This is a genomic window from Pararhodospirillum photometricum DSM 122 (assembly GCF_000284415.1).
Lineage (GTDB): Bacteria > Pseudomonadota > Alphaproteobacteria > Rhodospirillales > Rhodospirillaceae > Pararhodospirillum > Pararhodospirillum photometricum.
The window spans coordinates 2,299,739-2,326,500 of the sequence record NC_017059.1; the positions used below are offsets into that span (position 1 = coordinate 2,299,739).

36 protein-coding genes and 1 tRNA gene are annotated in these 26,762 nt (G+C 65.9%); 21 read left to right on the top strand and 16 right to left on the bottom strand.

The genetic code is table 11. The features are described 5' to 3' along the window. Positions 1-107: 107 nt before the first annotated feature. Together RSPPHO_RS10300 and RSPPHO_RS10305 are read right to left on the bottom strand one after the other, a co-directional pair. A complete protein-coding gene (locus RSPPHO_RS10300) occupies positions 108-677 on the bottom strand; it encodes a demethoxyubiquinone hydroxylase family protein (protein ID WP_014415188.1) in 570 nt (189 codons plus the stop codon). A gap of 87 nt (positions 678-764) precedes the next feature. Continuing rightward, complete coding sequence (locus RSPPHO_RS10305) at positions 765-2,495, bottom strand: DUF2142 domain-containing protein (RefSeq protein ID WP_014415189.1); 1,731 nt, start codon at positions 2,493-2,495, stop codon at positions 765-767. Between RSPPHO_RS10305 and RSPPHO_RS10310 the strand changes: the two genes are divergently transcribed. Next, positions 2,456-3,244 (top strand): glycosyltransferase family 2 protein, encoded by a 789-nt coding sequence (locus RSPPHO_RS10310; protein WP_014415190.1) that lies wholly within the window; start codon positions 2,456-2,458, stop codon positions 3,242-3,244. The genes RSPPHO_RS10305 and RSPPHO_RS10310 overlap by 40 nt on opposite strands. Then, on the top strand, positions 3,241-3,936 hold the full coding sequence (locus tag RSPPHO_RS17865; protein WP_051013822.1) for a TVP38/TMEM64 family protein: 696 nt from the start codon (positions 3,241-3,243) through the stop codon (positions 3,934-3,936). The genes RSPPHO_RS10310 and RSPPHO_RS17865 overlap by 4 nt, the downstream gene beginning before the upstream one ends. Positions 3,937-3,982: 46 nt before the next feature. Here RSPPHO_RS17865 and RSPPHO_RS10320 read toward each other — a convergent pair whose 3' ends face one another. The 3 genes from RSPPHO_RS10320 to RSPPHO_RS10330 all read right to left on the bottom strand — a co-directional run bounded on the left by RSPPHO_RS10320 (position 3,983) and on the right by RSPPHO_RS10330 (position 6,432). Continuing rightward, positions 3,983-4,501, bottom strand: coding sequence for a disulfide bond formation protein B (locus RSPPHO_RS10320; protein ID WP_041795040.1), 519 nt, complete (start codon positions 4,499-4,501; stop codon positions 3,983-3,985). Positions 4,502-4,516: 15 nt separating this feature from the next. Next, entirely contained in the window at positions 4,517-5,164 is a 648-nt protein-coding gene (gene aat, locus RSPPHO_RS10325; RefSeq protein ID WP_014415193.1) for a leucyl/phenylalanyl-tRNA--protein transferase, read from the bottom strand. A gap of 74 nt (positions 5,165-5,238) precedes the next feature. After that, positions 5,239-6,432, bottom strand: coding sequence for a Coenzyme F420 hydrogenase/dehydrogenase, beta subunit C-terminal domain (locus RSPPHO_RS10330; RefSeq protein WP_014415195.1), 1,194 nt, complete (start codon positions 6,430-6,432; stop codon positions 5,239-5,241). A gap of 276 nt (positions 6,433-6,708) precedes the next feature. On the opposite strand from RSPPHO_RS10330, the gene RSPPHO_RS10335 reads away from it, so the two are divergent. Continuing rightward, positions 6,709-8,070: a TrpB-like pyridoxal phosphate-dependent enzyme gene (locus RSPPHO_RS10335; protein ID WP_041795042.1), complete on the top strand. Its 1,362-nt coding sequence runs from the start codon at positions 6,709-6,711 to the stop codon at positions 8,068-8,070. A 39-nt stretch (positions 8,071-8,109) separates the two neighbouring features. Here RSPPHO_RS10335 and RSPPHO_RS10340 read toward each other — a convergent pair whose 3' ends face one another. Continuing rightward, positions 8,110-9,672 carry an ABC transporter substrate-binding protein gene (locus RSPPHO_RS10340; protein WP_081581854.1) on the bottom strand — a complete coding sequence of 521 codons (1,563 nt, stop codon included), beginning with the start codon at positions 9,670-9,672 and terminating at the stop codon, positions 8,110-8,112. A gap of 346 nt (positions 9,673-10,018) precedes the next feature. On the opposite strand from RSPPHO_RS10340, the gene RSPPHO_RS10345 reads away from it, so the two are divergent. Together RSPPHO_RS10345 and ykgO are read left to right on the top strand one after the other, a co-directional pair. Beyond that, positions 10,019-10,654 carry an acyloxyacyl hydrolase gene (locus RSPPHO_RS10345; protein ID WP_041795044.1) on the top strand — a complete coding sequence of 212 codons (636 nt, stop codon included), beginning with the start codon at positions 10,019-10,021 and terminating at the stop codon, positions 10,652-10,654. 144 nt (positions 10,655-10,798) lie between these two features. Then, positions 10,799-10,924, top strand: a complete 126-nt coding sequence (ykgO, locus tag RSPPHO_RS10350; protein WP_014415198.1) for a type B 50S ribosomal protein L36 — start codon at positions 10,799-10,801, stop codon at positions 10,922-10,924. A 149-nt stretch (positions 10,925-11,073) separates the two neighbouring features. Here the strand turns inward: ykgO and leuA are convergent, their stop codons facing one another. Beyond that, positions 11,074-12,744, bottom strand: a complete 1,671-nt coding sequence (leuA, locus tag RSPPHO_RS10355; protein ID WP_041795046.1) for a 2-isopropylmalate synthase — start codon at positions 12,742-12,744, stop codon at positions 11,074-11,076. 100 nt (positions 12,745-12,844) lie between these two features. Here leuA and RSPPHO_RS10360 point away from each other — a divergent pair, with 100 nt between their 5' ends. The 6 genes from RSPPHO_RS10360 to RSPPHO_RS10385 are packed head-to-tail and all read left to right on the top strand — an operon-like array spanning position 12,845 to position 16,109. Next, positions 12,845-13,618, top strand: coding sequence for an AraC family transcriptional regulator (locus RSPPHO_RS10360; protein WP_051013824.1), 774 nt, complete (start codon positions 12,845-12,847; stop codon positions 13,616-13,618). A gap of 58 nt (positions 13,619-13,676) precedes the next feature. Further along, complete coding sequence (locus RSPPHO_RS10365) at positions 13,677-13,994, top strand: hypothetical protein (protein WP_041795048.1); 318 nt, start codon at positions 13,677-13,679, stop codon at positions 13,992-13,994. Positions 13,995-14,007: 13 nt separating this feature from the next. Further along, positions 14,008-14,382, top strand: a complete 375-nt coding sequence (locus RSPPHO_RS10370) for a head decoration protein (RefSeq protein ID WP_014415202.1) — start codon at positions 14,008-14,010, stop codon at positions 14,380-14,382. Positions 14,383-14,395: 13 nt separating this feature from the next. Next, on the top strand, positions 14,396-15,421 hold the full coding sequence (locus RSPPHO_RS10375; RefSeq protein WP_041795050.1) for a major capsid protein: 1,026 nt from the start codon (positions 14,396-14,398) through the stop codon (positions 15,419-15,421). Positions 15,422-15,424: 3 nt separating this feature from the next. Then, positions 15,425-15,751: a head-tail joining protein gene (locus RSPPHO_RS10380; RefSeq protein ID WP_014415204.1), complete on the top strand. Its 327-nt coding sequence runs from the start codon at positions 15,425-15,427 to the stop codon at positions 15,749-15,751. After that, a complete protein-coding gene (locus tag RSPPHO_RS10385) occupies positions 15,744-16,109 on the top strand; it encodes a hypothetical protein (RefSeq protein ID WP_014415205.1) in 366 nt (121 codons plus the stop codon). Before RSPPHO_RS10380 ends, RSPPHO_RS10385 begins: the two co-directional genes overlap by 8 nt. 65 nt (positions 16,110-16,174) lie before the next feature. Here the strand turns inward: RSPPHO_RS10385 and RSPPHO_RS10390 are convergent, their stop codons facing one another. Together RSPPHO_RS10390 and RSPPHO_RS10395 are read right to left on the bottom strand one after the other, a co-directional pair. Beyond that, positions 16,175-16,477, bottom strand: coding sequence for a BrnA antitoxin family protein (locus tag RSPPHO_RS10390; protein WP_041795051.1), 303 nt, complete (start codon positions 16,475-16,477; stop codon positions 16,175-16,177). Further along, on the bottom strand, positions 16,437-16,706 hold the full coding sequence (locus tag RSPPHO_RS10395) for a BrnT family toxin (RefSeq protein ID WP_014415206.1): 270 nt from the start codon (positions 16,704-16,706) through the stop codon (positions 16,437-16,439). Before RSPPHO_RS10395 ends, RSPPHO_RS10390 begins: the two co-directional genes overlap by 41 nt. 129 nt (positions 16,707-16,835) lie before the next feature. Here RSPPHO_RS10395 and RSPPHO_RS10400 point away from each other — a divergent pair, with 129 nt between their 5' ends. Further along, a complete protein-coding gene (locus tag RSPPHO_RS10400; RefSeq protein ID WP_041795053.1) occupies positions 16,836-17,363 on the top strand; it encodes a phage tail tube protein in 528 nt (175 codons plus the stop codon). Further along, the gene (locus RSPPHO_RS10405; protein ID WP_041795056.1) at positions 17,360-17,776 is read left to right on the top strand and encodes a phage pre-tape measure protein; all 417 of its coding nucleotides are present in this window, start codon (positions 17,360-17,362) and stop codon (positions 17,774-17,776) included. The genes RSPPHO_RS10400 and RSPPHO_RS10405 overlap by 4 nt, the downstream gene beginning before the upstream one ends. 25 nt (positions 17,777-17,801) lie before the next feature. On the opposite strand, the gene RSPPHO_RS10410 is transcribed toward RSPPHO_RS10405, so the two are convergent. Both RSPPHO_RS10410 and RSPPHO_RS21970 read right to left on the bottom strand, forming a co-directional pair. Beyond that, entirely contained in the window at positions 17,802-18,044 is a 243-nt protein-coding gene (locus RSPPHO_RS10410; RefSeq protein ID WP_041795057.1) for a hypothetical protein, read from the bottom strand. 12 nt (positions 18,045-18,056) lie between these two features. Then, positions 18,057-18,341 (bottom strand): DUF4160 domain-containing protein, encoded by a 285-nt coding sequence (locus RSPPHO_RS21970; protein WP_157879184.1) that lies wholly within the window; start codon positions 18,339-18,341, stop codon positions 18,057-18,059. 193 nt (positions 18,342-18,534) lie between these two features. Between RSPPHO_RS21970 and RSPPHO_RS10420 the strand changes: the two genes are divergently transcribed. Next, entirely contained in the window at positions 18,535-18,915 is a 381-nt protein-coding gene (locus RSPPHO_RS10420) for a CidA/LrgA family protein (protein WP_014415208.1), read from the top strand. Next, complete coding sequence (locus RSPPHO_RS10425) at positions 18,899-19,615, top strand: LrgB family protein (RefSeq protein ID WP_014415209.1); 717 nt, start codon at positions 18,899-18,901, stop codon at positions 19,613-19,615. The genes RSPPHO_RS10420 and RSPPHO_RS10425 overlap by 17 nt, the downstream gene beginning before the upstream one ends. Positions 19,616-19,661: 46 nt before the next feature. Here RSPPHO_RS10425 and hpnH read toward each other — a convergent pair whose 3' ends face one another. The 3 genes from hpnH to RSPPHO_RS19940 all read right to left on the bottom strand — a co-directional run bounded on the left by hpnH (position 19,662) and on the right by RSPPHO_RS19940 (position 22,665). Further along, positions 19,662-20,720 carry an adenosyl-hopene transferase HpnH gene (hpnH, locus tag RSPPHO_RS10430; RefSeq protein WP_041797168.1) on the bottom strand — a complete coding sequence of 353 codons (1,059 nt, stop codon included), beginning with the start codon at positions 20,718-20,720 and terminating at the stop codon, positions 19,662-19,664. 5 nt (positions 20,721-20,725) lie between these two features. Next, complete coding sequence (gene ispH, locus RSPPHO_RS10435; protein ID WP_157879185.1) at positions 20,726-21,721, bottom strand: 4-hydroxy-3-methylbut-2-enyl diphosphate reductase; 996 nt, start codon at positions 21,719-21,721, stop codon at positions 20,726-20,728. Positions 21,722-21,882: 161 nt separating this feature from the next. Further along, on the bottom strand, positions 21,883-22,665 hold the full coding sequence (locus tag RSPPHO_RS19940) for a response regulator (RefSeq protein ID WP_014415212.1): 783 nt from the start codon (positions 22,663-22,665) through the stop codon (positions 21,883-21,885). Positions 22,666-22,739: 74 nt separating this feature from the next. Here RSPPHO_RS19940 and RSPPHO_RS10445 point away from each other — a divergent pair. The 4 genes from RSPPHO_RS10445 to RSPPHO_RS10460 all read left to right on the top strand — a co-directional run bounded on the left by RSPPHO_RS10445 (position 22,740) and on the right by RSPPHO_RS10460 (position 23,849). Continuing rightward, positions 22,740-22,816, top strand: a tRNA-Pro gene (locus RSPPHO_RS10445). 225 nt (positions 22,817-23,041) lie between these two features. Then, positions 23,042-23,236 carry a hypothetical protein gene (locus tag RSPPHO_RS10450; protein WP_041795061.1) on the top strand — a complete coding sequence of 65 codons (195 nt, stop codon included), beginning with the start codon at positions 23,042-23,044 and terminating at the stop codon, positions 23,234-23,236. Between the two features lie 115 nt (positions 23,237-23,351). Then, the gene (locus tag RSPPHO_RS10455; protein WP_014415213.1) at positions 23,352-23,561 is read left to right on the top strand and encodes an SH2 domain-containing protein; all 210 of its coding nucleotides are present in this window, start codon (positions 23,352-23,354) and stop codon (positions 23,559-23,561) included. A 6-nt stretch (positions 23,562-23,567) separates the two neighbouring features. Further along, positions 23,568-23,849: a (2Fe-2S) ferredoxin domain-containing protein gene (locus RSPPHO_RS10460; RefSeq protein ID WP_157879186.1), complete on the top strand. Its 282-nt coding sequence runs from the start codon at positions 23,568-23,570 to the stop codon at positions 23,847-23,849. On the opposite strand, the gene RSPPHO_RS10465 is transcribed toward RSPPHO_RS10460, so the two are convergent. Next, on the bottom strand, positions 23,837-24,115 hold the full coding sequence (locus RSPPHO_RS10465; protein ID WP_014415214.1) for a hypothetical protein: 279 nt from the start codon (positions 24,113-24,115) through the stop codon (positions 23,837-23,839). The two genes, RSPPHO_RS10460 and RSPPHO_RS10465, sit on opposite strands and share 13 nt — an antisense overlap. Positions 24,116-24,183: 68 nt before the next feature. Here RSPPHO_RS10465 and cutA point away from each other — a divergent pair, with 68 nt between their 5' ends. Beyond that, positions 24,184-24,498 (top strand): divalent-cation tolerance protein CutA, encoded by a 315-nt coding sequence (gene cutA / locus RSPPHO_RS10470; RefSeq protein WP_041795064.1) that lies wholly within the window; start codon positions 24,184-24,186, stop codon positions 24,496-24,498. Positions 24,499-24,542: 44 nt separating this feature from the next. Here the strand turns inward: cutA and RSPPHO_RS10475 are convergent, their stop codons facing one another. Next, entirely contained in the window at positions 24,543-25,697 is a 1,155-nt protein-coding gene (locus tag RSPPHO_RS10475; protein ID WP_014415216.1) for a bifunctional 2-C-methyl-D-erythritol 4-phosphate cytidylyltransferase/2-C-methyl-D-erythritol 2,4-cyclodiphosphate synthase, read from the bottom strand. Positions 25,698-25,858: 161 nt separating this feature from the next. Between RSPPHO_RS10475 and RSPPHO_RS10480 the strand changes: the two genes are divergently transcribed. Further along, the gene (locus tag RSPPHO_RS10480) at positions 25,859-26,668 is read left to right on the top strand and encodes a cytochrome C assembly family protein (RefSeq protein ID WP_014415217.1); all 810 of its coding nucleotides are present in this window, start codon (positions 25,859-25,861) and stop codon (positions 26,666-26,668) included. Positions 26,669-26,762: the final 94 nt, after the last annotated feature.

Here is a 26,762-nt window from a genome sequence, read left to right on the forward strand (position 1 = left end):
GGAAGGGGAAGGGAAGGGGAAGAAGGAAAAATTAATGAAAGAAAGCGGAGGTCTGGAGGCGTCAGCCTCCAGGCGGGTTCGGGCGGCAGCCCGACGCTCCCGAAGCGCTACACCCGCTCAGAGAGCCAGATCGCGAGGCGGGTGCCGGATTTGATGGCGCCGCGCAGGAGGGGATAGGCGGGGGCTTGTTCGGCGCCGTGGGCGAGGGCTGTGGCGCGGTGGTGAGCTTCCTCGGCGCGGAAGGTTTCCAAGGTATCGCGCAGCGGGGCCTCGTCGTCGTCCAGGCTGTGAACTTGGTCCAGATAGTGGCCGTCGATGACTTCCTCGACGGCGGCGGTGCAGGCCATGGCGGCGCGATCGCCGAGAAGGGCGGTGCCGGCGCCCAGGGCAAAGCCGGCGACATGCCACAAGGGGGCTAAGAGCGTGGGGCGGGCCCGGCGTTCGACCATGAGGGTGGTGAAGGTGGCGAGGTGGTGTTCCTCGGCGGCCTGCATTTCGGCAACGACGCGGGCATGGGGCGAGCCGCGCCACGCCAAGACAGCCTGCTGGCCTTGGTAGATCCGAACGGCTCCGTATTCCCCGGCGTGATCGACTCGCAGCACGCGGTCGATGTGCTGGGCTTGGGAGGGGTCGCCGGGGCGGCGCCGGCGGGGGTGGGAACGCGAGACGGAAGGCATGGGGGGAGGCTCCTTGACGGTCCAACGCTCTGCCCGATATGGGGCGCCACACAGCGCCCCACCAGGACCGGATCAAGGGAAGAGGCGCTAACGGGCGTAAAAGGCCGTGACCACGGCAAGGGGCGCTGCGACCAATCCCAAAACCGCGGCCGCGACCGGTGCCAGGGCGAGGAAAGGCCACCCCCGACGCCCCTCGCGCAGCGCGGGCAGGAGAAACAGGGTCAGGGGAAGCAGAGGGAGAAGGTATCGGCCCTGTGGCCCCTGAACACTGGGATAGTGAAGGTGGGTCCACACAAGATACTGAGAGAGATAGATTCCCTCAATACAGGCAAACAGCACGAGCAAAGCCAGGGCAGCCTCGGCCCACGCGATGCGCTTTACCGCCTCACGGCAGCTATCCCCCACCATGGCCACGGCCAGGGCGCCATAGCAAAACCCGTAATACCACGTGGGCATGAGGACCTGGAGCCATCCCAGCACCCCGATCATGGTCAAGGGGATGGTGGCATCTGCCAGCAAGGTTTTCCAGGGAAGGGTGAGGATCAACGCGGGGTGGGCCAGGAGGTAGCGGGCCTGTTCCTTGGGGTTGGGGCCTGGATAGACGAGATCGGGGCCTCCGGCCGGATTGGGCAGCACCGCCGGCGGGTGGATAATCTGTCCTCCCATCGTTCCCTGGGCGAGGATGGCCCACCCGATGGCCAAGGCGCACCCGCCGGCGATGACCAGAAGGCGGCGCGTCAGTTCCTGGCGCACGAGGCCCGGCCACGGCAGCAGCAGGAGAGCGAGGAGGGGAAAGTAGGGGGGCTTGGCCAAGGCCACGGCCAAAAATGCCGCTCCCGCCCCCCACCAGGCCCCCTGGTGCAGGGCTGGGCGGCTGGGGTCTTGGCGGGTGAGGAGAGCGGCTCCGAGAACACTGGTGGCGATGATCACCCCGTCTTGGTTCAAGGATCCGGCCAGCGACAAGGTCATGGGGACGCACAGTGTGCAAAGCAGCACAAGATGCCCCCGCCGGGCCACGGTTAGAGCCGCCGCGCCGAGGGTCACAAACGCCAGCAAGGAGCCCAAGCGTCCGATGATGAACACGCCATAAGGGGAATCAACAACTGGCCGGGCCAGCGCCACCAGAGCCGCCGAGGGCAGGTAAAAATGAGGGAGATAGGTGGCAATCGGGCCGATTTCGTAAAACTTTTTTTCCCCTGTCCAGGGCGTGAGCGGCAAGGAGAGGAGCTGATTTCGGCTGATGACCTCTCCTCGCAGGATGATAAATCCCATGTGATAGAGCGCAGGATCACCCTTGATGCCCGATCCGATGAATTCTTGTCCGCTGATGTGAACGGTTGAGGCCCGGTGGCCAAAGACAACGCCGTGCGAGAGCGCGTGGACCCGCAGGGCATGCGCCGTTTCGTCAGCCACTTGGCCCGGGGGGACGATGTAGGTGTAGAAAAGGCAGGCCGGGACGGCAACTCCTAGAAAAAGGATGGCGAGAAAAGGGCCTCGACGCCTCTCGAAGCGGTCAGAGAGGCTGATCAGTCGAGTAAAAATATTTTTTAACAAAGCAACGCCCTTCGCTCCCGAAGCGCTCTCCCTTCCGGGCATCTCACAGTTCCTCTTTTTCGGATCATCACGCAGACATAAAGCAAGCATCTCCAGGTCTTTGTCTGAAGTCTGGATTTGCTTGATTTCGTGTTTTGTCAATGCTATCAAAGACGGCGCCCTGGCCATGATAAGCCCGGCAGGACGAACCTCTTGAAAATGAACGAGGAAGGATAAAACTCCGCATGGTCGAAGGCAAGCGCGTTGCCGTCGTTCTCCCGGCATACAACGCGGCGCGAACCCTGGCGCAAACCGTTCAGGAAATTCCCCGCGACCTCGTCGATGACATCATCCTGACCGACGACGCCAGTACGGATGATACCCTCGCCGTTGCCAAGGCGCTGGGAATCACCACCGTGCGCCATGACCAAAACCGGGGCTATGGCGGCAATCAAAAGACCTGTTATCAGGCGGCCCTTGCGGCGGGAGCCGATGTTGTCGTCATGCTCCACCCTGATTACCAGTACTCCCCACGTCTGATCCCGGCGATGGTCGCCATGATCGCGTCCGGGCATTACGATGTGGTGTTGGGGAGCCGGATTCTCGGAACGGGGGCCCTCAAAGGGGGGATGCCCCTTTACAAATATATTGCTAACCGCGCATTGACTTTCTTTCAAAATATTATGGTTAAGCAAAAGCTTTCAGAATACCACACGGGCTATCGAGCTTTTAGTCGCAACGTTCTGGAAGAGTTGCCTCTTCTTCGTTGTTCAGACGATTTTGTCTTCGACAACGAGATGTTGGCTCAGGCGATCTTGCGAGACTACAGAATCGGCGAAATTTCCTGTCCGACCCGCTATTTTGCCGAGGCTTCGTCCATCAACTTCCGCCGCAGTGTGGTCTATGGTCTGGGCGTGGTCGCGACCTCGCTGCGGCTGTGGGCGCACCGCCTCTCCCTGCGCCAGGACCCCCTCTTCGCCCCCGGCGACGAGGGTCGGCTCCCCAGCGCCTCAAAGGCTCCGGTCACCCCATGATGCAGGCCTTGCGGATCGCCCTCGCGGCGACGGTCCTTCTGCTCGCCCTCGGCGGTGCGCTCTACCAAGCCGGGGGGGGGCTCGATCCCACGGCTCTCGCCGTGTGGGCCCAATCCCTCGCACAAACCAGCGGCCATGCCTGGGTGCTGCTCCTGCTCGCCCAGGTTCTGATCGCCGCCGCCGGGATTCTTCCGGCCTCGCTTCTGTGCTTGTTGTCCGGCACCCTCTTTGGGTTTTGGGCCGGGTTTGGTCTGTCGTCCGTGGGCACCTTCTTGGGGGCATTCCTGAGCTTTGCCCTGACGCGCTCCTTTTTGCGGCCTGCTCTGGTTGCCCGTCTGGAACGTCTGCGCCGCTTTCGTCGGGTTGATACCGCCTTCGCCGCTGGCGGCTGGCGCCTCGTGTGTTTGGCCCGCCTCTCCCCGGTCATGCCCTTTGCCCTGACCAGTTTGTCGTTGGGGCTTTCTTCCGTGCGGTTTCGCGAGTATGCCCTGGGCACGCTGGCTTGCCTGCCCGCCATGGCCGGCTATGTGGCGGCTGGCACCTTGTTGACCGAGGGCCTGGGCGCTTGGCAGGACCAGCAGGAAACCTTGGGATGGCTCAGTGCCGGGGTTGGCGCCGTGGCCACCGTGGGCCTTGTCGCCTATGGCGGCCACCTTCTGGCGCGGGCCCTGCGCGGGGCCGAAGCCTCTTAAGAGACCGAGGGGTCTGGGGAGGCCGCGCCTCCCCAGCCGTCCTTTTTTAGGCCGTGCGCCGAGCGACCCCCGCGCTCACCGCCGCCAGAATCAAACACAGCCCAAAATTATACCCAGCAAAACTGATCCCCCCCAGCGTCCACCCGGGCTCGTCGCAGCGCGGCGTTTCCGGCTTGGCCTGCGCCAAGGCCGCCCGAAGATCGGATAGCGAGGTCGCCGCCGGCGGTTTGGGGCCCGCCCCACAGGCGGCCGTGCCAGCCCACCAATGCGCCTCGACCCCGACATGGTAGCCCGCCACCACCATGTTCACGCCCAGAACCACGGCGATCGCGCCCAGCAGGCGCCGCCGCCAGAGGTCCGAAAGCGTGGGCTGGAAGGCGAGGGCGGCCAAAACGGCCACGGCAACCCAGGGGCCCCGCTGAACCAAACAAAGGATGCACGGCTCAATCCCCAGACCGACCTGGGCATACACGACCCCGAGCAGCACGCCGCCCGCGACCAGAAGCAGCGCAAGAGCCAGGGCACGGACCCGATCGAACGGGGCCAAGGAGACGCGGGAGGTCATCAATACATGCTCCGGTTAAAAGCCGCAGGGCCGTTCCAAGATCCCCAGGACCTCCTCGTCCGGCACCGGAACGTGGAATTCGCCGCGCTGGGCCAAGGCGGCCTCCAGGCGCTGGTGGTAGTCCTGACGGGGGATCTCGACAGCCCCCAGCGAGCACAGGTGGTCGGTGGTGAACTGGGTATCCAGAAGGTGGAAGCCGCCGCGCTTGAGGCGGGCCACCAGATGGCACAGGGCTACCTTGGACGCATCGGCCATGCGCGAGAACATGCTCTCGCCAAAAAAGGCCCCGCCCAGGGCCAAGCCATAGAGGCCGCCAACCAGCGAGCCCGACGACCAGCACTCGACGCTGTGGGCCATCCCTAAGCGGTGAAGGTCGCTGAAAACCCGGGTAATGCGGTCATTGATCCAGGTTTCGCGCCGTACCGGAGTGAGGGAGGCGCAGCCCTTGAGCACGGCGGAAAAGGCGCTATCGACGGTGACGCTAAAGGCGCCCTTGCGCAGGACCTTGCGCAACGAGCGCGACACCTTGAGCCCGTCGAGGGGCAAGATGCCGCGTTTTTCGGGGTCAACCCAATACAAGCGGGGATCGTCATGGGCCCGGGCCATGGGGAAAACGCCACTGGCGTAGGCCCGCACAACAACCTCGGGAGTCAGGGTGAACATGGCGGAGGTCCTTGCTGGGTGACGGGGCGGTGGTCCTCGGGGAGGAGAGAGAAAAAAGACGGCGACGCCGGGGTTCAGGCCCGTTCATCCGGTCCCGGGGTCAGGCCATAGGGCGCAACCAGCGTCCACAGGTGGGGAGGGATCATGGCTTTGAGGCGCTTGGGGTAATGCTGGCGCAGGTGGACAATCGCCTCCAGGGCCTTCATCTCGACGCGGGTGCGGGCGAATTCCAGACCGCGTGGGCCGGTGCGCGGCATCAACCACGCGACAATGGGCCGGGCCCAATCGGGCATGGAACGCAGCGGCAGGCCGCCGGCCGCGCGCTCGACGTTGGCCAGGAAGCCCTTGACCGCGCTAAAGCGCTTGCCCGCCGAGGTGGGGGCGGACAGCCGGACCTCGTCGCCCAACAGGTCGAGCACCGCTTGGCCCCGGGCGTTGCGCACCAAGACCCACTGTTCGCCCCGGCCGCCCATATAGCCCACCGTCAGGTCGGCCAAGGCATTGGTGTAGTCCACGCAGGCCCGGCAGGTCAGGGGGAAGAAGTCGGCGGGCAGGGTGGACAACGGCAGCTTGAGGAAGGGGATGTGGCGGACCCGACCATCGGTGAAGCGCATTTCCACGTGGTAGTTGGCCAGGAACTCCAGATACGTCACCGTCTCGGGGGCCGGGGTCAGGACGCCCAGGAAGCGGTGGAAATTCTCGGTGGTGGTGTTGTCCGAGCACGGAATGCCGATCACCGTGATCTCGTCGAAGCCCAGGCTCTCTTCCAGTTCCCGCAAGGGGTAGATCTGGCAGGGCACGCCGATGACCGCCAGCCGACGGATCCCCCGGGCCCGGGCGGGTTCCAGTTCGGCCAGCAAGGGGGCATAGCCCATGCGCATGCCGCGACAGCGCTTCATGTCGGCGGGATCAGTCACCAAGGTGGGCACCGGCCGCCAGCGGTCGGCGGGGTCGGCGGCCATGGCCAGCACGGCCTCCACCTGTCCGCTCTCCAGAAGGCGCTCGGCCAGACGGGTGGTGATGCCGGTCCACTGGGCACCCTCGCGCGGCTCCTTGAGAGCGGCTTGAACCATGGCCGTATAGGGGCCGAAAAACAGCTCGTCGGCGCGCTCGGGGTCGCGGGCGCGGCCGTGGATCCGCGCTTCCAGGCGGGCGTAATCGGGGTGGATGAACTGGCACGCCCGGCCACAGCGGCGGGGATCGCTGCTGCGCGAGACGCCGCAGTCGGTGCACAAGGCGCGGGCGGGGGCGGTCGTTTCTGCCGTCATGGAAAGGGTCCCTGGGGTGGAGCCAGCGGCGCGACCTTAGGGCATGACTGGCTGGGACGCCAGTCCCCTCGGGGGGGGGAAGAAAGGGAAGGCTGGGCAGGCGGGCCTCCCCAGGAGTGGAGGGGTCTGGGGAGGCCCGCCTGCCCAGCCTTCCCTTCCCTTTTTCCGACGGGTTGCGCCACTTCATGGCAATCCTGTGGCAGGAGGGTTGGCAGAGGCCACGGCAAAGGCGTAGAAGGGCGGTGTTTTCCCCCCAGAAAGCGAGGGCTTTCGTTGATGAGTGACAGCACCAAATACCTTCTGCCGGAAGAGCAGATGCCCAAGGCTTGGTACAACCTCGCTGCGGACTTCCCCCAGCCGGTGCCGCCGCCTCTTCACCCCGGCACGATGAAGCCGGTGACGCCCGACGATCTCGCTCCGATCTTCCCCAACGCGGTGATCGAGCAGGAGATGAGTCTGGAGCGCTGGATCGACATCCCGGAGCCTGTGCGTGAAATCTACCGTTTGTGGCGTCCCTCGCCCCTGATCCGGGCCCGGCGCCTGGAGAAGGCCCTCGATACCCCCGCCAAGATCTTCTTCAAGTATGAAGGGGTGAGCCCGGCGGGCAGCCACAAGCCGAACACGGCGGTGCCCCAGGCCTTCTACAACAAGCAAGAAGGCGTCAAGCACCTCTCGACCGAGACCGGCGCCGGTCAGTGGGGCAGCTCGCTGGCGTTTGCCGGCTCGCTGTTCGGGCTGGAAGTGTCGGTGTACATGGTGAAGGTCTCCTATCACCAGAAGCCCTACCGCCGCGCCTTGATGGAAACCTATGGCGCGAGCTGTGTGCCCAGCCCCTCGCCGCTGACCAACGCCGGGCGCGCCATCTTGGCCCAGGACCCCGACTCCAACGGCTCGCTCGGCATCGCCATTTCCGAGGCGGTCGAGGTCGCGGCCAGCCGCGATGACACCAAGTATGCCCTGGGCAGCGTGCTCAACCACGTGTGCTTGCATCAGACCATCATCGGCGAAGAGGCGATGCTCCAGCTCGCCATGGCCGATGCCGAGCCCGATGTGGTCATCGCCTGCACCGGCGGCGGCTCCAACTTCGCTGGTCTGGCTTTCCCTTATGTGCGCGAGAAGCTGAAGGGCAGCAAGGTGCGAATCCTGGGCGTCGAGCCGGCCTCGTGTCCGACTCTCACCCGGGGCCGCTATGCCTATGACTTCGGCGACACCGGCAAACTGACGCCGCTCGTCAAGATGCACACCCTGGGCGCGACCTTCATGCCCCCCGGCTCCCACGCCGGCGGCCTGCGCTACCACGGCATGGCGCCGATGGTCAGTCATGTGAAGGAACTGGGCCTGATGGAGGCGCGCTCCTTCCACCAGACCGAATGCTTCGCCGCCGCCGTGCAGTTCGCCCGGGCCGAGGGCATTGTTCCCGCCCCGGAATCCTCGCACGCCGTCAAGGGCGCCATCGAGGAAGCCCTGCGCTGCAAGGCCGAAGGCCGGGCCGAGACGATTTTGTTCAACCTCTCGGGTCACGGTCACTTCGACATGCAGGCCTACACCGACTATTTCGGCGGTCGCCTGATCGACCCGCAGTTCGAGGAAAGCCTGCTGGAAGAGGCCCTGGCCTACCTGCCGCAAATCCCCGACTAAACGAGGGGTCTGGGGAGGCCCGCCTCCCCAGCCTTCCTTTTATGTTCCCGCCCGCACATAGGTAACGGCCCGCACATCGAGCACACCATCGGCCCGGATCGGCAGCCGGATCCGGTCGCGCTTGCCCCAGACCACCGGGGGATTGAGCAAGGGAACATAGGCAAGGTCGTCGCGCACCATCAGCATGGCCCGCGCGGCGAAGGCTTGGCGCTGCACCGGGTCGGTGGTCACGTTGAGACGGCGGATCAGGCGGTCCGCTTCTTCGTTGCAATAGCCGCCAAGATTGAGCGCGCCCGGTCCCGGCTCGGCGGCCTCCCCCGGACGGGTCGCCTGGGGACAGGCGGCAAGCGACGACAAACTGGCCCCGATCTCCAAGGTGGCCGGCTGCCAGCCCAGCAGATAAAACCGGCTTTCCCGTCGCAAGATCTTGTCAAAATACCCCTCGGCCGGCTGGGTCGCCACACGGATGGGCAAGCCGGCCTGGGTCAGCATATCAGCGACCGCGCCGCACAGGCTGGCATCGTGGGCATAGTGGCCGCTGGGGCAGTCAAGGGTCAGGGGAGAGGGACGGCCCGCCGGCCCGGCGAGGCTGCGGGCCCGGGCCGGATCCGGGGCCGGGCGCATTCCCACCGCCCGGGGGAAGCCGGCGATGGCCGGGCTGGCGATGATCGCCGCCGGGGTGGCCATGCCATTGTAGAAGCGTCGGTTCAGGGCCTCGACATCGACCGCCCGCAACACCGCTTCCCGTATTTTTTGGTCGCGAAACGGCGAGCCCGCCGATACCACATCCATGCCCAGGATCAAGGTTCGGGCGCCGCCGCTGGTGAGAGGCTCGACCCCGGCGGCGTTGCGCAAGGCCGGGAGGGCCTCGGGATCAAGGTCAAGGGCGATGTCCACCCGGTCTTCCATCAAGAAGCGCAGGCGCTCGGCAGGGCTGGCGGCGGGATAAAACGCCGCCGAGGTCAGGGCCGGGTCAAGGCGATCCCACCACAGGGGATTGACATCAAAGGTAATGGGGCCGTTGGGGGTGAAAGACGTCACCACGAAGGGCCCGGTGCCATTGGCCTTGGTGCTCTCGGGCTTGGCGTCGGGCCCCATCTGGTCGCGCGGGGCGATGGGGACCAGGGCCAAGCGCTCGGGCAGGTCGGGGATCGGATGGGTGGTGAACAGGTCTACGGTTTGGCTGTCAACGGGTTTGACCCGGCGCACCCCGGCCAGCAGGTCGGCCAGGGCCGAGCCGGGGCCCCGGGCGTGATCGAGGGAGGCCACCACGTCCTCGACCTCGAACGGCGCCCCGTTATGAAAACGCACCCCTCGGCGCACGCTGAAGCGCCAGCGGGTGTCCGTCAGGGAGCGCCAACTGGTCGCCAGTCCGGGTTCCAGGGTCAGGGCGGGGGTGCGTCGGGTCAGGCCCTCGTACACGGTGGCCAAGAGCCCTTGCTGGTCTTGGCCGGGCAGGGCGTGGGGGGCGAGGGTGGGCAGGCCGGTGGGCGCTGTCCAGCGCAGTTCGGCGGCAAAGGCCGGACCAGCGCCCAGAAGCGCGGCGAGGCCCAGGCTAGCGGCAAGAAAAACGCTGATGGGACGACGGATGGCGCGAGCCATGATGCTCTCTCCCGGTTTGCCCAGCCCTTGACAAGAATAGCGCATCTTTTTCCTGGGGCTCAATCCTTGGGATGCGGGGGAGCCGGAAAGATAAGGCTGGGGAGGCTGGCCTCCCCAGACCCCACAGCCATGCAGGCCCCTTCGCAGGCGGCACGCCCTCAGGAACGAGGGGTCTGGGGAGGCCAGCCTCCCCAGCCTTTCTTTAAGCCCGCTCAAGCCCTTTCCTCCCTTGGTCTGGAGTTTTGTCGCGGGACCCTGGAAAAGCCCTCGGGCTGTCGCTATCGTGCCCACGAACGCCAGTACACCAAACCAACCGGCGGCGGATGCGGCAAGCGAGGGAGAGACCATGCGTTTTCGTGCTCTGATAGGGGTCAGTCTGGCGGCGGCCCTGGCGGCGGCCCCGGTGGCCCGACCCGCCCATGCCGATCAGGCCTTCAATCTGATCTGGATGTCGAGCGCGGCCCTGCTGGCGGCCGGTGCAGTCGGCGATCTGGTGCGCGGCAACGACATCTCGTCCAACACCATGCCGCGCGAGGTGGACCTGCTGACCTTTGGCGCCGGCATGCACAATGTCTGGTCGGACAACGAGGACGACGGCAAGCTGCGTTCCGCCCTGGCGCGCTTCGAGTACCGCCCCAGCTACTATCTGTGGATTACCCATCCCATCGCCGGCATTGAGGTAACGTCGAAGGGCGCCACCTATCTCTATGGCGGCTTCATGGCCGATGTGCGCTTTGGCAAACACTTCATCGTGTCGCCGAGTGCTGCCGTGGGCTGGTATAACCAGGGCGACGACCGCGAGATGGGCTCTCCCTTGGAGTTTCGCACCGGTCTTGAAGCCGCGTGGCGCTTTGACGACGGCTTGCGCGTCGGCGCGGCCTTTCACCATCTGTCCAATGCCGATCTTGGGGAGTCCAACCCCGGCGTCGAGGAAGCGACTCTCAATGTTTCCCTGCCGATCCAGTATTTCGTCGGACGTTGACCGAATTAGGGCAAAAAGGCTTTGACTCTCGGCCAGGGGGCTCATAAGGTCCCGGCCTTCCTTTCCTGAAAAAGGGCCGGCGTGCCGGTCGGGGCTTTCGGGTTCCGTCGCGCGCCTCGGCCAGATCCGTTAAAGGGCTGACCTATGCGTGTTCGGAATTCCTTGAAGTCGGCCAAGGTGCGCGACAAGAACTGCCGCATCGTGCGCCGTAAAGGCCGCGTTCTTGTGATCAACAAGAAGAACCCCCGGCTGAAGACCCGCCAGGGCTAAGGCCGTTTCCGTCGGGACTTTGTTTGGGTCCCGGCGGCTTTTGACTTGCCAAGCTCACACGGCCCCCGACCGGTTGACTCCGGTTGGGGGCCGTGTGTTTTCGCGACCGAGGGGTCTGGGCAGGCCGCGCCTCCCCAGCCTTCCTTTTTTTACGCGTCGCCCAACACCGCATTCGCGGCACTGACCACCGCCCGCAAGGCGGCAAGCGTGGTGTCGGTATCGAGGCCCACGCCAAACACGCTCCGGCCCCCGGCCGCCTCGGCCTCTAAAAAGGCGATCGCCCGCGCCTCGGCCCCACGCTCCAGACTCTGCTCACTAAACGCCCGCACCGACAGGCACACACCCACCGACGCCAAGGCCGCCAGCGCACTGGACAGCGAGCCATTGCCCCGACCCTCCACCGCGTACGGCGGCTCCTGACCGCGGCTCACCGTCCCGCGAAACACACAGGTCTCCCCATCCCGGCTCAGGTGGTGGTCGATCAGGCGCAAAGCCGGGCTGTCCTCGACGAAATAAGCGCGGGCAAACAAGGCACAGACCGCCTCGGCGTCCAACTCGCCGCCCTGGGCGTCGGCCAAGGCCTGCACCCGCCGGCCAAAGTCGGCTTGCAGCCCCTTGGGCAAGCTGACCCCCAAGGCGCGCTCGACCACCCAGGCGGCGCCCCCCTTGCCCGACTGGCTGTTGACCCGGATCACCGCTTCGTAGGAGCGCCCGACGTCAGCGGGATCAAGGGGGAGGTAGGGGATCTCCCATCGCGCCTCGCCCCGCGCCTCGCGTGCCGCAAAGCCCTTGCGAATGGCGTCTTGGTGCGAGCCGGAAAAGGCCGTGTAGACCAGCGCGCCGGCGTAAGGATGGCGGGCCGGCACCGGCAGGCCGGTACACCACTCCAGCACCTCCTTGACCTCGTCGAGCGCCGAGAAATCAAGGCCCGGGTCAATCCCCTGGGTATAAAGGTTGAGGGCCAGGGTCAGCAGATCGACGTTGCCGGTGCGCTCGCCATTGCCAAACAAACAGCCCTCGATCCGCTCGGCCCCGGCCAGCAAGGCCTGCTCCGCCGTGGCGACCGCCGTGCCCCGGTCGTTGTGGGGGTGGACCGAGAGGGTGACGTGCTCGCGCGAGGACAGGTGGCGGTGAAACCACTCGATCTGGTCGGCAAAGGCGTTGGGCATTGCCACCTCGACCGTGGTGGGCAGGTTAAGGATCAAGGGCCGCTCCGCCGTGGGGCCCCAGGTTTCCCGGACCCGCTCGCAGATCTCCAGGGCAAACTCCCACTCGGTAAAGCAGAAGGTCTCCGGCGAATACTGATAGGTCCAGCGGGTCTCTGGCCGCGCCTCGGTCAACTCCCGGATCAGGCGCGTGCCCTCCACCGCCAGCGCTACCGTCTGCGTCTGATCAAGGCCAAAGACCACGCGGCGGAACAAAGGCGCCGTCGCGTTATACAGATGCACAATGGCCCGGGGCGCTCCGGCCAGAGCGGCGATGGTCGTGGCGATCAGCGGCGGCCGGGCCGGGGTCATCACTTGGAGGGTGACGTCGGCCGGAATCCGGTTGTCGTCGATCAAGGACCGGACAAAAGCCTGTTCGACCGCCGACGCGGCTGGAAACGCCACCTCGATCTCCTTGAAGCCCAGCCGGACCAGGAGGTCGTAGAGGCGATTCTTGCGCGCGAGGTCCATGGGCTCGACCAGGGCCTGGTTGCCGTCGCGCAGGTCGGTGCTGCACCAGCGCGGCGCCCGTTCCAGGCGGCGGTCGGGCCACGTGCGGTCGGGATAGGTCGGGGGGAGGAAGGGAGGATACTTGACGGCGGGGGTCTTCAGCATGGCACATCTCAGGATGTCAGTGGGGAAGACACCCAAGGTACGCTCCGGGCGAGTCGTCTTCTCCCGACGTTATGACAAAGACAATCGAGATCATGCCATCATGCTGGAGCTTCCCGCCCGCCCCCCGGGCTGTCCCTGGCTGCCGGTGATCCCGGTGGCCCTCGACGTGCCCCAGGCCTTTCGGGGCGTGCCGCATCAGCACGCCGAGGCTCAGTTGGTGTATGCCTGCCAGGGCGTGGTGCGGGTCTCGGTGGCGGCCGGCACCTATGTGGTCCCCCCGCAGCGCGCCGTCTGGGTGCCGCCCGGGGTCGAGCACCACACCAGCAGCCGGGCCGCCGTGCGCTTTCGCACCCTCTACTTCCCGCCCCATAGCCTGCCGCCCCTGCTGCCGGAAGCCTGCGCGGTGGTCGAGGTCTCCGAGCTGATGCGCGCCTTGATCCTGCGCTGCGTGAGCTTTGCCACCACGGCCCCGACCGAGGGCTTCGCGGTGCGCGTGCTGGGGCTGTTGTTCGAGGAGTTTCGGGTGTTGCCCGCGATCCCTCCGTTGTGCCTGGGCATGCCCGTGAGCCCGCGCCTGTTGCGCTTGGCCGAGAGTTTTTTGGAAACCCCCACGCTGTCCTTGGACATCGACACCGCCGCCGCCCGGGTTGGCCTGTCGCGCCGGACGTTCTTGCGCCAGTTTCAGGGCGAGACCGGTCTCAGTTTTGGTCAATGGCGCCAGCAGGCCTTGGTCCTGGCCAGCCTGTCGCGCTTGGCGGCGGGCGAGTCGGTGTTGGGGGTGGCGCTTGATCTCGGCTACCAGAGCCCCAGTGCTTTTAGCGCTATGTTTCGTCGTGTTCTAGGCGTCGCGCCGCGAGAGTATTTTGTGCCGTAAAAAAGGAAGGCTGGGGAGGCGCGGCCCCCCCGGATCCCCCCCGGCGCCCGTCGAACCCGTGGCCTTCCCCGGCTGGTCCCTTTACGCCAACCCGCCCCCCGCGCCCTCGCCCGAAAAGGCGCCCCCCAAGGCGCCAGCGGCCGACGACGCCAGCGCCTCGTCTTCGCCGACCGATCGGGCGCGGGAGATCACCGAGCTGTGCGCCCTGGCCGGCCAAAGCGCGGCCGAGGCGGCGGCCCTGATTGCCTCGGATCAGAGCGTGGAGCAGGTCCGCCATGCCCTGATCACCGCCCGGGCCACCGCGTCCTCGCCGCCTCTGGCGGCTTCCCTGTCTTCCCCCGTGGCCACCGCGCTTCCCCGGCGGGAGCGCTTCTGAAAGGGTCCCCCTCATGTCCCGAGTTCTGACCGAAGCCCCCCGCGCGGGGGCTTTTCTCGTTTGGGAGGTTCACCCCGATTTCTGCCGCGAGACCGTGACCGTCGCTGCCGGACAAACCCTGGCCGCCGGGGAGATCGTCCAGAAGGCGGCGGGCGACACCGTGATCGCGGCCGATGGCGTGTTGGACGAGCAAGGCGCCCTGGTCACGCCCGTGGCCGGGATCGTGGTCACGGCGGTGGATGCCTCCGACGGAGCGCGTCCGGGTGTGCTGATTGCGCGCGGTCCCGCCCTGGTGGACGGCGCCGACCTGATCTTTCCCCCCGAAACCAATGGGCAGCGGGCGGCCGTCCTGGCCTCGCTCGCCACGCTGGGCCTTCGGGTTCTTTAAACAGGAGAAGGCCATGCCTGAGCTGGTTTTGGATATCTTCAACGAGGACGCCTTTTCCCTCTCCCAGTTGATCCTGGGCCTGGAGAAGGTGCCTTACCTGCCCACCACCCTGGGCGACATGGGCTTGTTCGAGGCGGTCTATCTGGTCGGCACCGATCAGGCGGTGATCGAGCGTCAGGACTCGGTGTTGTCCCTGGTTCAGACCTCGGAACGCGGGGCGCCGGTCCAGCGCGCCGACGCGCCGTCATCCCGGCGGGACATCCGCTCGTTCAGTTGTCCCCGGCTGCACGAAACCGACGAGGTCACGGCGGCGGAATTGTTCCGCATGCGCGCCATGGGCGTGGCGGCGGGAAGCCAGACCCTGGAAGCCGAGGTGCAGACCCGCTTGCTGCGTCGCCGGCGCAACATCGAATACACCTGGGAGAACATGCGGCTGGGGGCGCTCCAAGGCGTGGTGCTGGACAAGGACGCCAGCGTGATCCGCGACTGGTACCAGGAATGGGCGATCGCCAAGCCGGCCGAGATTAACTTCGCCCTGGGGACCGAGGCCACGGACGTGCGCAAGAAGTGCAGCGATGTTCGCCGGGCCATGATCCGCGCCGCCAAGGGGGCTTTTGTCGCCAACACCACGGTTCACGCCCTGGCCGGCGATGGCTTCTATGATGCCTTGATCAATCACCCCCAGGTGCGCCGCACCTACGAGGGATGGAGCGCGGCGGCCGACCTGCGGGGCGGCGCGGCGTTCGAGAGCTTTTCCTATGCCGGCATCACTTTCCACAACTACCGGGGCTCGGACGATGCCACGTCGGTGGCCGTGGCGTCGGAGAAGGCGCACTTCTTCCCCATGGGGGCGGTGGAGGTCTTCAAGGTGGTGTTTGCCCCGGGCGAGAAGTTCGCCCACCTGGGGCAGCAGGCCGTGCCCCTGTACCCCGTGGTCAAGCGCGACGAAGACGACGAGAAGCTGTCGTTGGATTTGCGCTCCTATCCCTTGTTCATGTGCCTGAAACCCGAGGTGCTTCAGCGGGCCAAGGCGGGATGATCCATGATCCGGGACGCCTTGTTGTTTGACCCGGTTTACACCCTCCTGGGGGTGGATGCCGCTTATACCCCGCCGGGGGAGGGAAGCTCGTCTCGCGCCTTGCGGGTCATGGATCATTCCCAGGGCGAGAGCGTGGACGACGGGGTGGGCGCGTTTGTCGTGCGGCCCACCGTCCACGCGCGCGCCACCGACCTCGACGGCTCGCCCACCGGGGGCACTCTGGTGGTGGGCGGGGTGGCCTACCGTATCGCCTCCCATGGTGCTGTGTTGACCCGCTCGGGGCGGGCCGGGGGACAGCGCCGCCTGATCCTGGAGCGTCTGGATGACTGACCAACTCGACCGCCGCGAGGCGGTGCTGGATGCCCTGTTCGCGGTGCTCAACCGCCTGCCGGGCGTGGACCTGACCGACCGCAATCGGGCTACCCCGATCCCCGAGGGCACCCGCGTTGCCCTGGTGCTGATGGACGGAGCCGAAGACGCCGACGAGGGGCGGCCGGGGGGCCGGGTGGTGGTGATCACCGCGCGGCCGTCCGTCTGGCTGTACGTGGCTGCCACGCAAGCGGCGGTGTCGGATCGGGTCGCTCATTGGCGCCGGCTTGTGGTGTCGGCGGTACGGGGCGAGCGGGTCGAGGCCGCTGCCGAGTTCCGCTTCGCCCTGACCTTTCCCGATACCCTGATGGAGATGTGAGCGAGACCCGTACCGATCCCTGATTCACTCTTTTCGCTCCAGGCGGGACGGGAGGGGGATGCTTCCTACCGAGGCCCCAATCCTGCTGCGTCACGCAAAATGAGATTGATGCGCGTCTGCCATCCCGGTCCCTGGGCGCGGAAATGGTCGAGGACGTCGGGGTCCAGGCGCAAGTTCACGGTTTTCTTGGGGGTCGGGGATCGCGGCCGTCCTCCCTTGCTGGCCGTGCCCTGCACCCGAGCGACGATTTCTTCCACGCTTTCGCCGCCCTTGAACCGGACGGCGTCGGCAAACCACGCCTCGGTCAATTCGGGAGCATCGTCGGGGTCAATCCAGGCGGCCTTCGAATCGCTTCCGTTCTTTGTCATGGCCGTACCTCATGGAAATGATGCGTTGCCCGCCGTCGCGCTCTGTCCAGACGACAATCACAAAACGACCGCGCAGCCATCCCGCCGTGATGAAGCGTGTCTCACCATAGGCAAAGCGATCGTCAAGCCGCGTGTCGTTCGGCCCGGCGAACACCTGAGCCGCATCGGCGAAATCAAGGCCGCGTTCTTCAAGCGTCTTGGCGCGCTTGGCTTCGTCCCAGCTGATCATATGGGTTTTTGTAGATACAAAAACAAGGGGGAGTCAAGGCCTTCGCCAGACTGAAGGAGCGGGGGATAACCAAGCTCACGGCCTTTCCCACGCTTGGGGGGAAGGCCTCACTTTTATGGAGAGCATGCCGTGGCAGGGACTGACAATTACTCGATCCTGAAGGGCATCGTGTCCTTCACCCCGGCCGGAACCGGGGCCACCGCCCGCGACCTGGGCAACTGCACCGCACTGACCTACCAGCCGAGCGTCGAATACCTGGACCACTACAGCAGCCGGAGCGGGGTCAAGGCCAAGGACAAGTCCGTGGCGTCGCAGGTCGGGGCCACCGTCGCCTTCACGCTGGACGAGTTCACCTTGGAAAACTTGGCGCTGGGTCTGGGCGGGATCTTGGATGCGAGCAAGAAGGTGCTGACCATCCTGGGAACCGATGGGGTCGAAGGGGCGCTGAAGGTGGTGGGAACCAACGACGTGGGACGGCGTCTGCAACTGGACGTGCCCAGCGTCAAGCTCAAGGCGGGGTCGTCGGTGGGGTTTATCACGGACGAATGGGCGGAAATCGAGATCGAAGGCGAGGTTCAGCGCGCAGACGGCGCGTTTCCCTGGGGCAAGATCACCGATATCACCGACGGTCTGCCGACCGAAGGAGGTGCGGGATGACCACGCTTCTGGACATCGCGCCCGCCACTCGGTCGGTGGCCGTGGGCGACACCTCCCTCACCGTGGGCGGGCTGACCGTCACCGACATTGCCGGCTTGGTCCGGCCTTTTCACGGCCTGGCCTCGGCCTTCGACGGTGGGGAGATAGATGCCGAGGCCCTGCTGGCCCAGGGGCCGGCGGTGGTGGGGGCCGTACTGGCCTGCGCCACCGGCACCCCGGGCAACCCCCAGGCCGAAGCGATCGGCGCCCGCTTGCCGGCCGGGCACGAAGTCGAGCTTCTGGCGGCGGTGGTGGAGATGACGTTTCCGGGGGAAGACCCGGCCGGCGTGGTCGAGCACCTCGCCGGCCTGCTCAAAAAGGCCGGCCCGGTGATGGCGCAGGTGCCCTCCTCGCCGTTGCCGTCGAACGCCTGATCGCGGCGGGCCACCCCGCCCTGGGCTACACCCCGCGCCAAGTGGTGGCCTTTGCCGCGCTGCTGGAGCGGCGCGAAGCCCGGGAGCGGGCCGCCGGGGTTTCGGCCAGTAAGCCGGATAGGTCGGCGCGCAAGATCTCGCCTCCTAGCGTAGTGATTTCCAGGACTGCCCCGGGCAGGCCTCGCGCTGCCGTAACGGTGGGATGCCAGTCTTCGGGATTGGTCGGGCCGGGACCAGGAAGGGCATTGAAGACCGTGGCAATGGTCATAGCGTGCGCCTCCTATCGCTTGGGGGTGAGGGCGTTGAAGGTATCGAGGGCGGCGGCCCCCTGATCGGTGAGCCAGTCGGCAACCACGCGACGGGTGGCCGGCGACAGATCTCCCGCCAGAATGGCCCCTGTCTCAAGGCAAACCAGGGCTTTTTCCCCAGCGGCGATGACATGAATATGGGGAGGGGGGATGATCCCCGGAGAAGACCTTGAAGGCCACGCCGCCGACGATCCCCAGTTTGACCATCCGCCTTCTCCGCTCTTGATGACAGGGCTATGCGGACAAAATGCCCGCACGACAAGGGAACGGTGGGCAAAAAGAGACCGAGGGGTCTGGGGAGGCCGTGCCTCCCCGGCCTTATCCTCAAAGCCCCAAAAAATCTGCCCGTCCCTTTTTGGCAACAGACCTTTCCCGGCTTCGCTCTTCCCGATCTGGGCGGGGCTTCTTACCCTTGAGGGATCTAAGACGTTTTAGGGACGGGTTAAGGCGATGGTGTCTTCCTTTTTCTTGTTGTTGGCGGTTCAACTGGTGGGGGAGGTGGCCCGCGAAGTATTGGGGGTGCCGATTCCGGGGCCGGTGCTGGGGATGTTCGGGCTCGCATTGTTCTTGATTGCCCGGCAAACCCTCACGAGCAAGACCGTGTCGGCCTCCCTGTCCCACACCTCGGAAACCTTGATTGGGCAGATGGGCTTAATGTTCGTGCCGGCCGGCGTGGGCTTGGTGGCTCAAGGACCGTTGCTGGCGCGGGAGTGGTTGCCGCTGGTGGCCGGGGTGGTGGGATCGACGGTGATTGGGGTGGTGGTGACCGGGGCGGTCATGCACTGGACCTTGCCGGCTGTCGAGGAGGACGCCGATGCAAGCCGTTCTTGAGAGCCTGTGGGCGCCCTTGGCGGCGACTCCCCTGGTCTGGCTGGTGGTGACGCTGGCGGCCTTTGTTTTGGGGCGCCGGGTTCAAACCTGGGCCGGCAACCATCCGCTGGCCACACCGGCCCCGCTGGCCATGGCGGCGGTGGCCTTGGTGTTGGTCCTGACCGGGACCTCTTATGATACCTACGCCTCTGGGGCGCAGTTCATCACGTTCTTGTTGGGTCCGACCACCATTGCCCTGGCCATCCCTCTGGCGCGGCATGTCGAGGCGATCCGAAAGAACTTTCGCGGGATTTTTCTGGCGCTGCTGGCGGGGTCCCTGGCGTCGATTGCCAGTGGGGTGGCCATCGTGATCCTGCTGGGCGGCTCGCGTGACGTGGCCTTGTCGATGGCGCCCAAGGCGGCGACAACGCCGATCGCCATGGCGGTGGCCCAGGAGATTGGCGGCGTCCCCGCCCTCAGCGCGTCCTTGGCCATTTTGGGGGGCGTGGTCGCGGCGATCACCGGGCCGCAGATGCTGCACCGCCTCAAGATCCGCGACTGGCGGGCCCAGGGCTTGGCGGCCGGAGTGGCGGGCAGTGGCCTCGGCGCCGCCCAGGTCGCTTCGCGCCACGAACTGGCCGCCGCCTTTGGCGCGCTGGGCATCGGCCTCAATGGCCTCCTGACCGCACTCGTCCTCCCCCTCCTGGCCCGCTTTCTTTAAAAAAGCCGAGGGGTCTGGGGAGGCCGCGCCTCCCCAGCCTTAAAAATCAAGCCGGTCGCTGGTTATCGAAAGACACTTCGGGCGCCAACGGCCCCTCGGTGCGAATGCCCTCGCGGGTCACCTTCCAGGCCTTCAGCGGATGGGCGATGGTGTCGGCAACGGCGGTGGCTTCATAGCCGCAGTGCATCATGCAGTTGGCGCACTTTTCGTAGCGGCCGGTGCCGTAGGCGTCCCAGTCCGTGGTCTCCATCAATTCCTTGAACGAGCCGACCGTGCCTTCGTTGAGCAGGTAGCAAGGCCGCTGCCAGCCAAAGACGTTGCGTGTTGGGTTGCCCCAGGGCGTACAGGCGTAGGTCTGATTACCGGCCAGGAAATCGAGATACAAACTCGACTGGTTGAACCGCCACGAGGGCTGACGCAACCGGAACAACGACCGGAACAGCTCCTTGGTGCGCTCGCGCCCCAAGAAGACATCTTGCAGCGGAGCATGCTCGTAGGCAAAGCCCGGGGCCACGGTCACGCCCTCGACGCCCAGGTCGTCGCAGGCAAAGGCAATGAACTGGGCCACGCGCTCGGGCGGCGCGCCGTCGAACAAGGTGGTGTTGCAGGTGACACGAAAGCCCCGGGCCCGGGCGGCGCGAATGGCCGCCACCGCCTTATCAAACACGCCTTCTTGGCACACGGCGGCGTCGTGGTGCTCGCGATCGCCATCGAGGTGGATGGAGAAGGTTAGGTAGGGCGAGGGCGTGAAGTCGTTGAGGCGCTTTTCCAGCAACAAGGCGTTGGTGCACAGGTAGACAAAGCGCTTTTGCGCCATCAGGCCCTCGACGATGGGCACGATGTCGTGATGGATCAGCGGTTCGCCGCCGGCGATCGAGACGATGGGGGCATCGCACTCGCGCGCGGCGTTCAGGCACTCCTCGACCGAGAGACGGCGGTTGAGGATCTCGGCGGGGTAGGCGATCTTGCCGCAGCCGGCGCAGGCGAGATTGCAGCGGAACAAGGGTTCCAGCATGAGAACCAAGGGGTAGCGGGTCCGGCCGAGCAGGCGTTGCTTGACGAGATAGGCCCCAAGGCGGACCTGCTGAATCAGGGGAACTCCCACGGCACTTAATCCTTCAGGGTTTCTTCGCGGTGTGCCGGATCGGCGGGGCGCTGGCGATCGCCAATCTGGGGCAGGCGGGGCAGCTTGAACTGCATGTGCTCGTCCACTCCCTTTTGCTCGACCACCTCGACGCGGCCAAAGTCGCGCAGGCGATTGACAAGGTCGCGCACCAAGCCTTCGGGAGCGGAGGCGCCGGCGGTGACGGCGACGGTGGCCACGCCGTCGAGCCACGCCGGGTCAAGGCCCGAGGCGTCATCGATCAGGTAGGACGGCTTACCCATCTGGGTGCCGATTTCCCGCAGGCGGTTGGAGTTCGACGAGTTGCGCGCCCCCACCACCAGCAGCAAGTCGGCCTCGCGGGCGATCTCGCGCACCGCCGATTGCCGGTTTTGGGTCGCGTAGCAGATGTCCTTGACGTCGGGCCCCTGGATGTTGGGGAAGCGACGCTTGAGCGCCTCAATGACCTCGCGGGTGTCATCTACCGAGAGGGTGGTCTGGGTCACGTAGGCGATCTCATTGGGATCGCTGATGGACAGCCGTTCCACGTCCTCGGGGCGGCTGACCAGATGGACGCCGCCCGGGATCTGGCCCTGGGTGCCCTCGACCTCGGGGTGGCCTTCGTGGCCGATGAGGACGACCTCGCGGCCCTTGGCCACATGGTTTTGGCCTTCCTTGTGGACGCGCGAGACCAGGGGGCAGGTGGCATCCACCACGGGGAGGGTGCGCCGGGCGGCTTCGTCCACCACGGCCTTGGGCACACCGTGGGCGCTAAACACGGTCAAGGCGCCATCGGGGATTTCGTCGAGTTCATCGACAAACAGGGCGCCCTTGCTGCGCAAGCTCTCCACGACGTGCTTGTTGTGCACGATTTCATGGCGGACATAGACGGGGTGCTCGTAAAGGTCGAGGCACTTTTCCACAATCTCGATGGCCCGGGTGACACCGGCGCAAAAGCCGCGTGGGTTGGCCAGGATGACGCGAAGAGTCCTTTCATCGCTCACGGCGGGACGTTCCTTGTCGGGGGGCGTGGGGATGCCCGCGCGGCGCGGGGCCGGGGCATGATCTGGGGCCGCACCATACGGGGTTTCGGCGGGCGCGTGCAATGGTCCCAAGTCCCTCGCCTCTTCGGGGATATGGCCGGCCGCTGCCTGCCGTGGCTCGGTCAACGACGCCACGCGTTTTCAGTCCAGGCGACGCGGCTCGCCTCGAACACCCGGCGCAAGTCGGCGATCAAGGGGGGGCAATCGCCCAAGCGTCCCTCGCGGCAGGCGAGTTCAATCTGGGTGGCGGCGGCGGCGATGGCGCAAAAGCCGAGGTTGCCCGACGCCCCCTTCAAGCGATGGGCCACGCGGCTGGTCACGGCCGCCTCTTCCTCTGTGGTCGGGGGCTGCAAGCTCGCCGAGATGGGCATCTCCCGCTCGAAGAACAAGGCGGCCAAGCGCTGGATTTCTTCGTCGCCCAGCACATCAAGCAAGTCGGCTACGATGTCGGGGTCAATCAAGCCAGTCTCCGGGGGAGAGGGATCGGGAGGGGGCGCGGGAAGGGCTGGTTCGGCGGCCTCCGGGGGGAGGCCCCACAGATCCAGCATGGTCTGCAAGGTATGTTGCTGGAAGGGCTTGGCGATGTAGTCGTTCATCCCTGTCGCCAAGCAGCGTTCTCGATCCGAGGCTTGGGCGTTTGCAGTCATGGCAACGATCGGCAGGCGCCCTTGTGGTCCCGGCAAGGCACGGATCAAGGCGGTGGCCTCGTAGCCGTCCATCTCCGGCATCTGGATATCCATGAACACCAGATCGTACGGGAAAGCTTGGACCGCCGCCACGGCTTCGGCGCCGTTGGCGACAATATCCACGCGGTGGCCCATTTTGCGCAGGCGTCCGGCGGCAACTTGTTGGTTTGTCACGTTGTCTTCGGCCAGCAGAATTCGCAAAGGCCGAGTCTCGATCACCTGTGGCTTTTTTTGTATAAGCCGATGTCTCGGAAGGCATCCCCCTCTTTCGGTTTGTCCGAGAGAGTTTTGATCGGAGCGTGGCGCAGCCTGGTAGCGCACTTGACTGGGGGTCAAGGGGTCGCTGGTTCGAATCCAGTCGCTCCGACCATTTTTATGAAAAGGCAGATCCCTCTGGGGGCCTGCCTTTTTTCATGGAATCTTCCAATTTTTTTAAGGATTCTTGAGGGAACCTCGGGCATTGTAACTTAGCTGCTCTTGATATTGATTAATTCTAGGGTGCGTTCTAAGTTTTTAGGCAAGACTCCCTCCAAAATGGACACGTGACCGTGGACCGAAAAAAAGCGGGGAGACTCACTGGCGGGGAGATCAGGCCATGGCAGAGCCCACCGAAGGAACGATGGGCCGGTTGGCGGCCCTTTTTGTTGATCTGTACGGGGAAGAAGCGCCCGACCAAGCATCGCAGGTTGCCGACAGTATGGATCGCCAAGGAGACCAAGGGGCGGCCCGTCTCTGGCGGGATGTATCGCGCCGAATTGCGATGGAGCGCGGGCAGGGCCTCTCTTCTTGACGTCATCGTTGCTCCCGCTGTGAAAACTAAGGAATTTGGAGGTGCTTCAGGGTTTGTTCACCCTTCTTCCCCCAGGATGGGTCTCCACCATCGACTGGTCAGGAGGAACCGACCCATGGTCTTTGACAGAGTCGACTCCGCCGCCGTGATTCGACGTGCTTTGGCCCTGTTGGGGCATGGTGCCGAGCGGGCCCCTGAAGGGACCACCGCCCGGCACGAACGGGAGGTGAGCGTGATGCGCGCCCTGCGCCCCGATCTGAGTCGGCGTCAGGCGGAGGCGCTGTTACGCGGCGATCACGACGGCGTGTTCCTGCCCCGGGTTTGACCCCCCATGACCGACGACAGGACGCTTCCCGAAATTCTCGTGTGTGTGCGCGATCGCGGCGAGGGAGGATCGTCTTGTGTGGGGCGCGGGGCCCGGCAGACCCTGGACGCCTTAACCCGTCACCCCCGTGTGCTGGCGGGGCAGGTTCGGGTAGGCACGGTGACGTGCTTTGGCCGGTGCATGACGGGACCGGTGGTGCGGGTGCGCGCAGGAGCGTTTCAAGCGCCGCTGCATGCCGCCGACGTAGACGCGTATCTGGACGCGGTGGTCAACGATCAGACGTCTTGAGGATCCTGGGCCACGGAGCGACCGGCGGCGGTCAGCTTGCACACCAGCCAGTCCGGCTTCAGGCTATTGGTAAACCAGGGCTCGGCCCAGCCCCGGTCGAGGCAGGCGCGCACAACCCGGCCATCGACCTTGCGGCCGTTTTCATCGAAGAGGGGGAGCTTGCCGCCCGGTTGATCGAGCCCCCGCCGCAACCAGCGCCGTTGGGATGGTGTTGGGCGGACGGAGCACGTCGCCTCCGACGCCGCCGGTTCCCTTGCCTCGCCCATGGTTGCTCCTTTGCCCCGGGTTCGCCGACACTGGACGCCGATGGTACGAAGCACAGGGAGATGTGTCCATGACCCAATGCCGGCTTGTGTACATGACCGCCGCCAGCGAGGAAGAAGCCCGGCGGCTGGGGGCCGTGCTGGTCGGCGAACGGCTGGCCGCCTGCGTCAACGTGCTGGGCCCCATGCGCTCCATTTATACCTGGGACGGTGTGGTGCGTGACGAGCCCGAGGTGGCCTTTCTCGCCAAAACGACCGAGGCGAAGGTCCCGGCCTTGCAGGCCCGGATCCTTGAGCTGCATTCGTATGACTGCCCGTGTGTCGTGGTGCTGCCGATTGTGGATGGCGCGCCCGCCTTCCTCGATTGGGTCGCGGCCAGCGTTTAAAAAAGCGAGGGGTCTGGGGAGGCCCGCCTCCCCAGCCTTGCCTTTTAGAAGGGCAGCGCAACCAGCGCCGTGGCCTGAGCCGCAATCCCTTCTTCCCGCCCGGTGAACCCCAAGGTCTCCGTGGTGGTCGCCTTGATGGAAATCCGGCTGGCGGGGATGCGCAGGATCTCCGCGAGCTTGTTGGCCATGCGGGCGCGGTGCGGGCCAATCTTGGGGCGCTCGCACATCATGGTGATATCCACATTGAGGATGCGTCCGCCGAGGGCATCGATCAGAGCCCCGGCGTGGGCCAGGAAGATCGACGAGGGCGCCCCCTTCCAGCGCATGTCCGAGGGCGGGAAATGGCGGCCGATGTCGCCGGCATTGATGGTGCCGAGGAGTGCGTCGGTGAGGGCGTGCATGGGCACGTCGGCGTCCGAGTGACCGATCAGGCCCTGGTCGTGGGGCAGCTCGATCCCGCACAGCGTCACCGAGGACCCCGGGCCCAGGCGATGCACATCGAAGCCCGACCCAATGCGCGGCTCCCCCGGCCCCCGGAACAAGGACTCGGCGCGGGCAAGGTCGATGGGCGTGGTGATCTTGACGTTGTCCTCCGCCCCTTCGACCAAAGCCACGCTGGCGCCGGCGGCTTCCAAAACGGCGGCGTCGTCGGTCAGGGTACGGCCGGCGGCGGCGCGGTGGGCGGCCAGCAGGTCGGGGAAGCGGAAACCCTGGGGGGTCTGGGCGCGCCAGAGGTTGGCCCGCTCCACGGTCTCGCCGATCAGGCGGCCGTTGCCGCGCTTGAGGGTGTCGGCGACGGGGAGGGCGGGAATGGCGCCGGGCTGCTCACCCAGGGCAGCGATCACCCGATCGATCAGGGCGCCGTCAATCAGCGGGCGGGCGCCGTCGTGGATCAGAACCACGTCCGGGGCGGCCTCAACCAGGCTTTCCAGGCCCAGGCGCACGGAATCTTGCCGTTCGGCACCGCCCGGGACCGGCTCCAGCAAGGTGGTCAGGCCATGGGCGGCCGCGTCATACAGATCCCGATCGTCGGGATGAATGACCGCGCGCACCAGGGCCACGTCGGGATGGGCAGCAAAGCGGGCGAGGGAATGGCGCAAAACCGGCCGCCCGCCAAGGGGCAGATACTGTTTGGGCAGTTCACCGCCAAAGCGCTTGCCACGCCCGGCGGCCACGATCAGCGCCGCAACCTTGACCATGGGATCCCTTTCCTTCTCAAAGCGTCCTTGGGGGACGGGAGCCTAGCAGCCTTCCGGTCGGCGAAGGCAAAAAAAAGACAGGCTGGGAAGGCAGCCCCCTCCCTTCCTGGGGCATGCTTCACCCGATTGCCCTGCCTTAGGCCCATCTATATACTGGAGCCATGATCGGATTTCTCGCCTTGCACGTGGTTGGTCTCGCCAGCCTGTTGCCCGCCGCCTTGATGCCCCTGCGCCACCCGCCTCGGCGCGATGGGGTTTTTTGGCTTTCCCTGATGTTGGCGGCGATGGGGGCCATGGCCGTGGCCTTGGTGCCAGCCACCCTGGAAGGCGGGTGGAACACAAGTTTTTCCAATGCGTTGTGGGCGAGTATTGCCACGGCGCTGTGCCTTTATGGCGTGATGTGTGTGGTCAAGCCGGCGGCGTGGCGCTTGGTGCCCATCTTGCTGCCTTACCTCATGGGCCTGGGGCTCATGGCCAATGTCTGGGCCGGGTTCGAGACCACGCGGGTTCTGGTGGCTTCGGGAACCCCCCCGTTTTGGACTATGCTGCACATCGCCATCGCCCTTCTGACCTATGGCTTGCTGACCAATGCGGCCATGGCCGCCGTCGCCGGGCTGATCCAGGAGCGGGCCCTCAAGGCCAAGCGGCCCACCGATCTCACCCGCCGGTTGCCCGCTGCCGCCGAGGCCGATGACCTGACCACCTTGTTGCTGTTTGGTAGCGAAGGGGTTCTGGCGTTAGGCCTGATTTCGGGCATGGGCTTGCAGTATGTGGAATCCGGGACCTTTCTGGTTCTGGATCACAAGACAACCCTGTCTCTTCTCGCCTTTTTGGTGATTGGTGGTCTGTTGTATGCCCGCTATCGCTGGGGGGTGCGCGGGCGGCTGGCGGCTCGGCTGTTGATGCTGGCCTATCTGCTTTTGACCCTGGCCTTTCCCGGCATCAAATTCATCACCGATTTCCTACTGTAAAAGGGCGTCGTGGCGCCGGCGAGGCGGGGGAAGACGCCTTCGCCATCGGCGGGCCTGGACGCGCGCCTTCTTTTGTGCAATTGCCTAACGAATG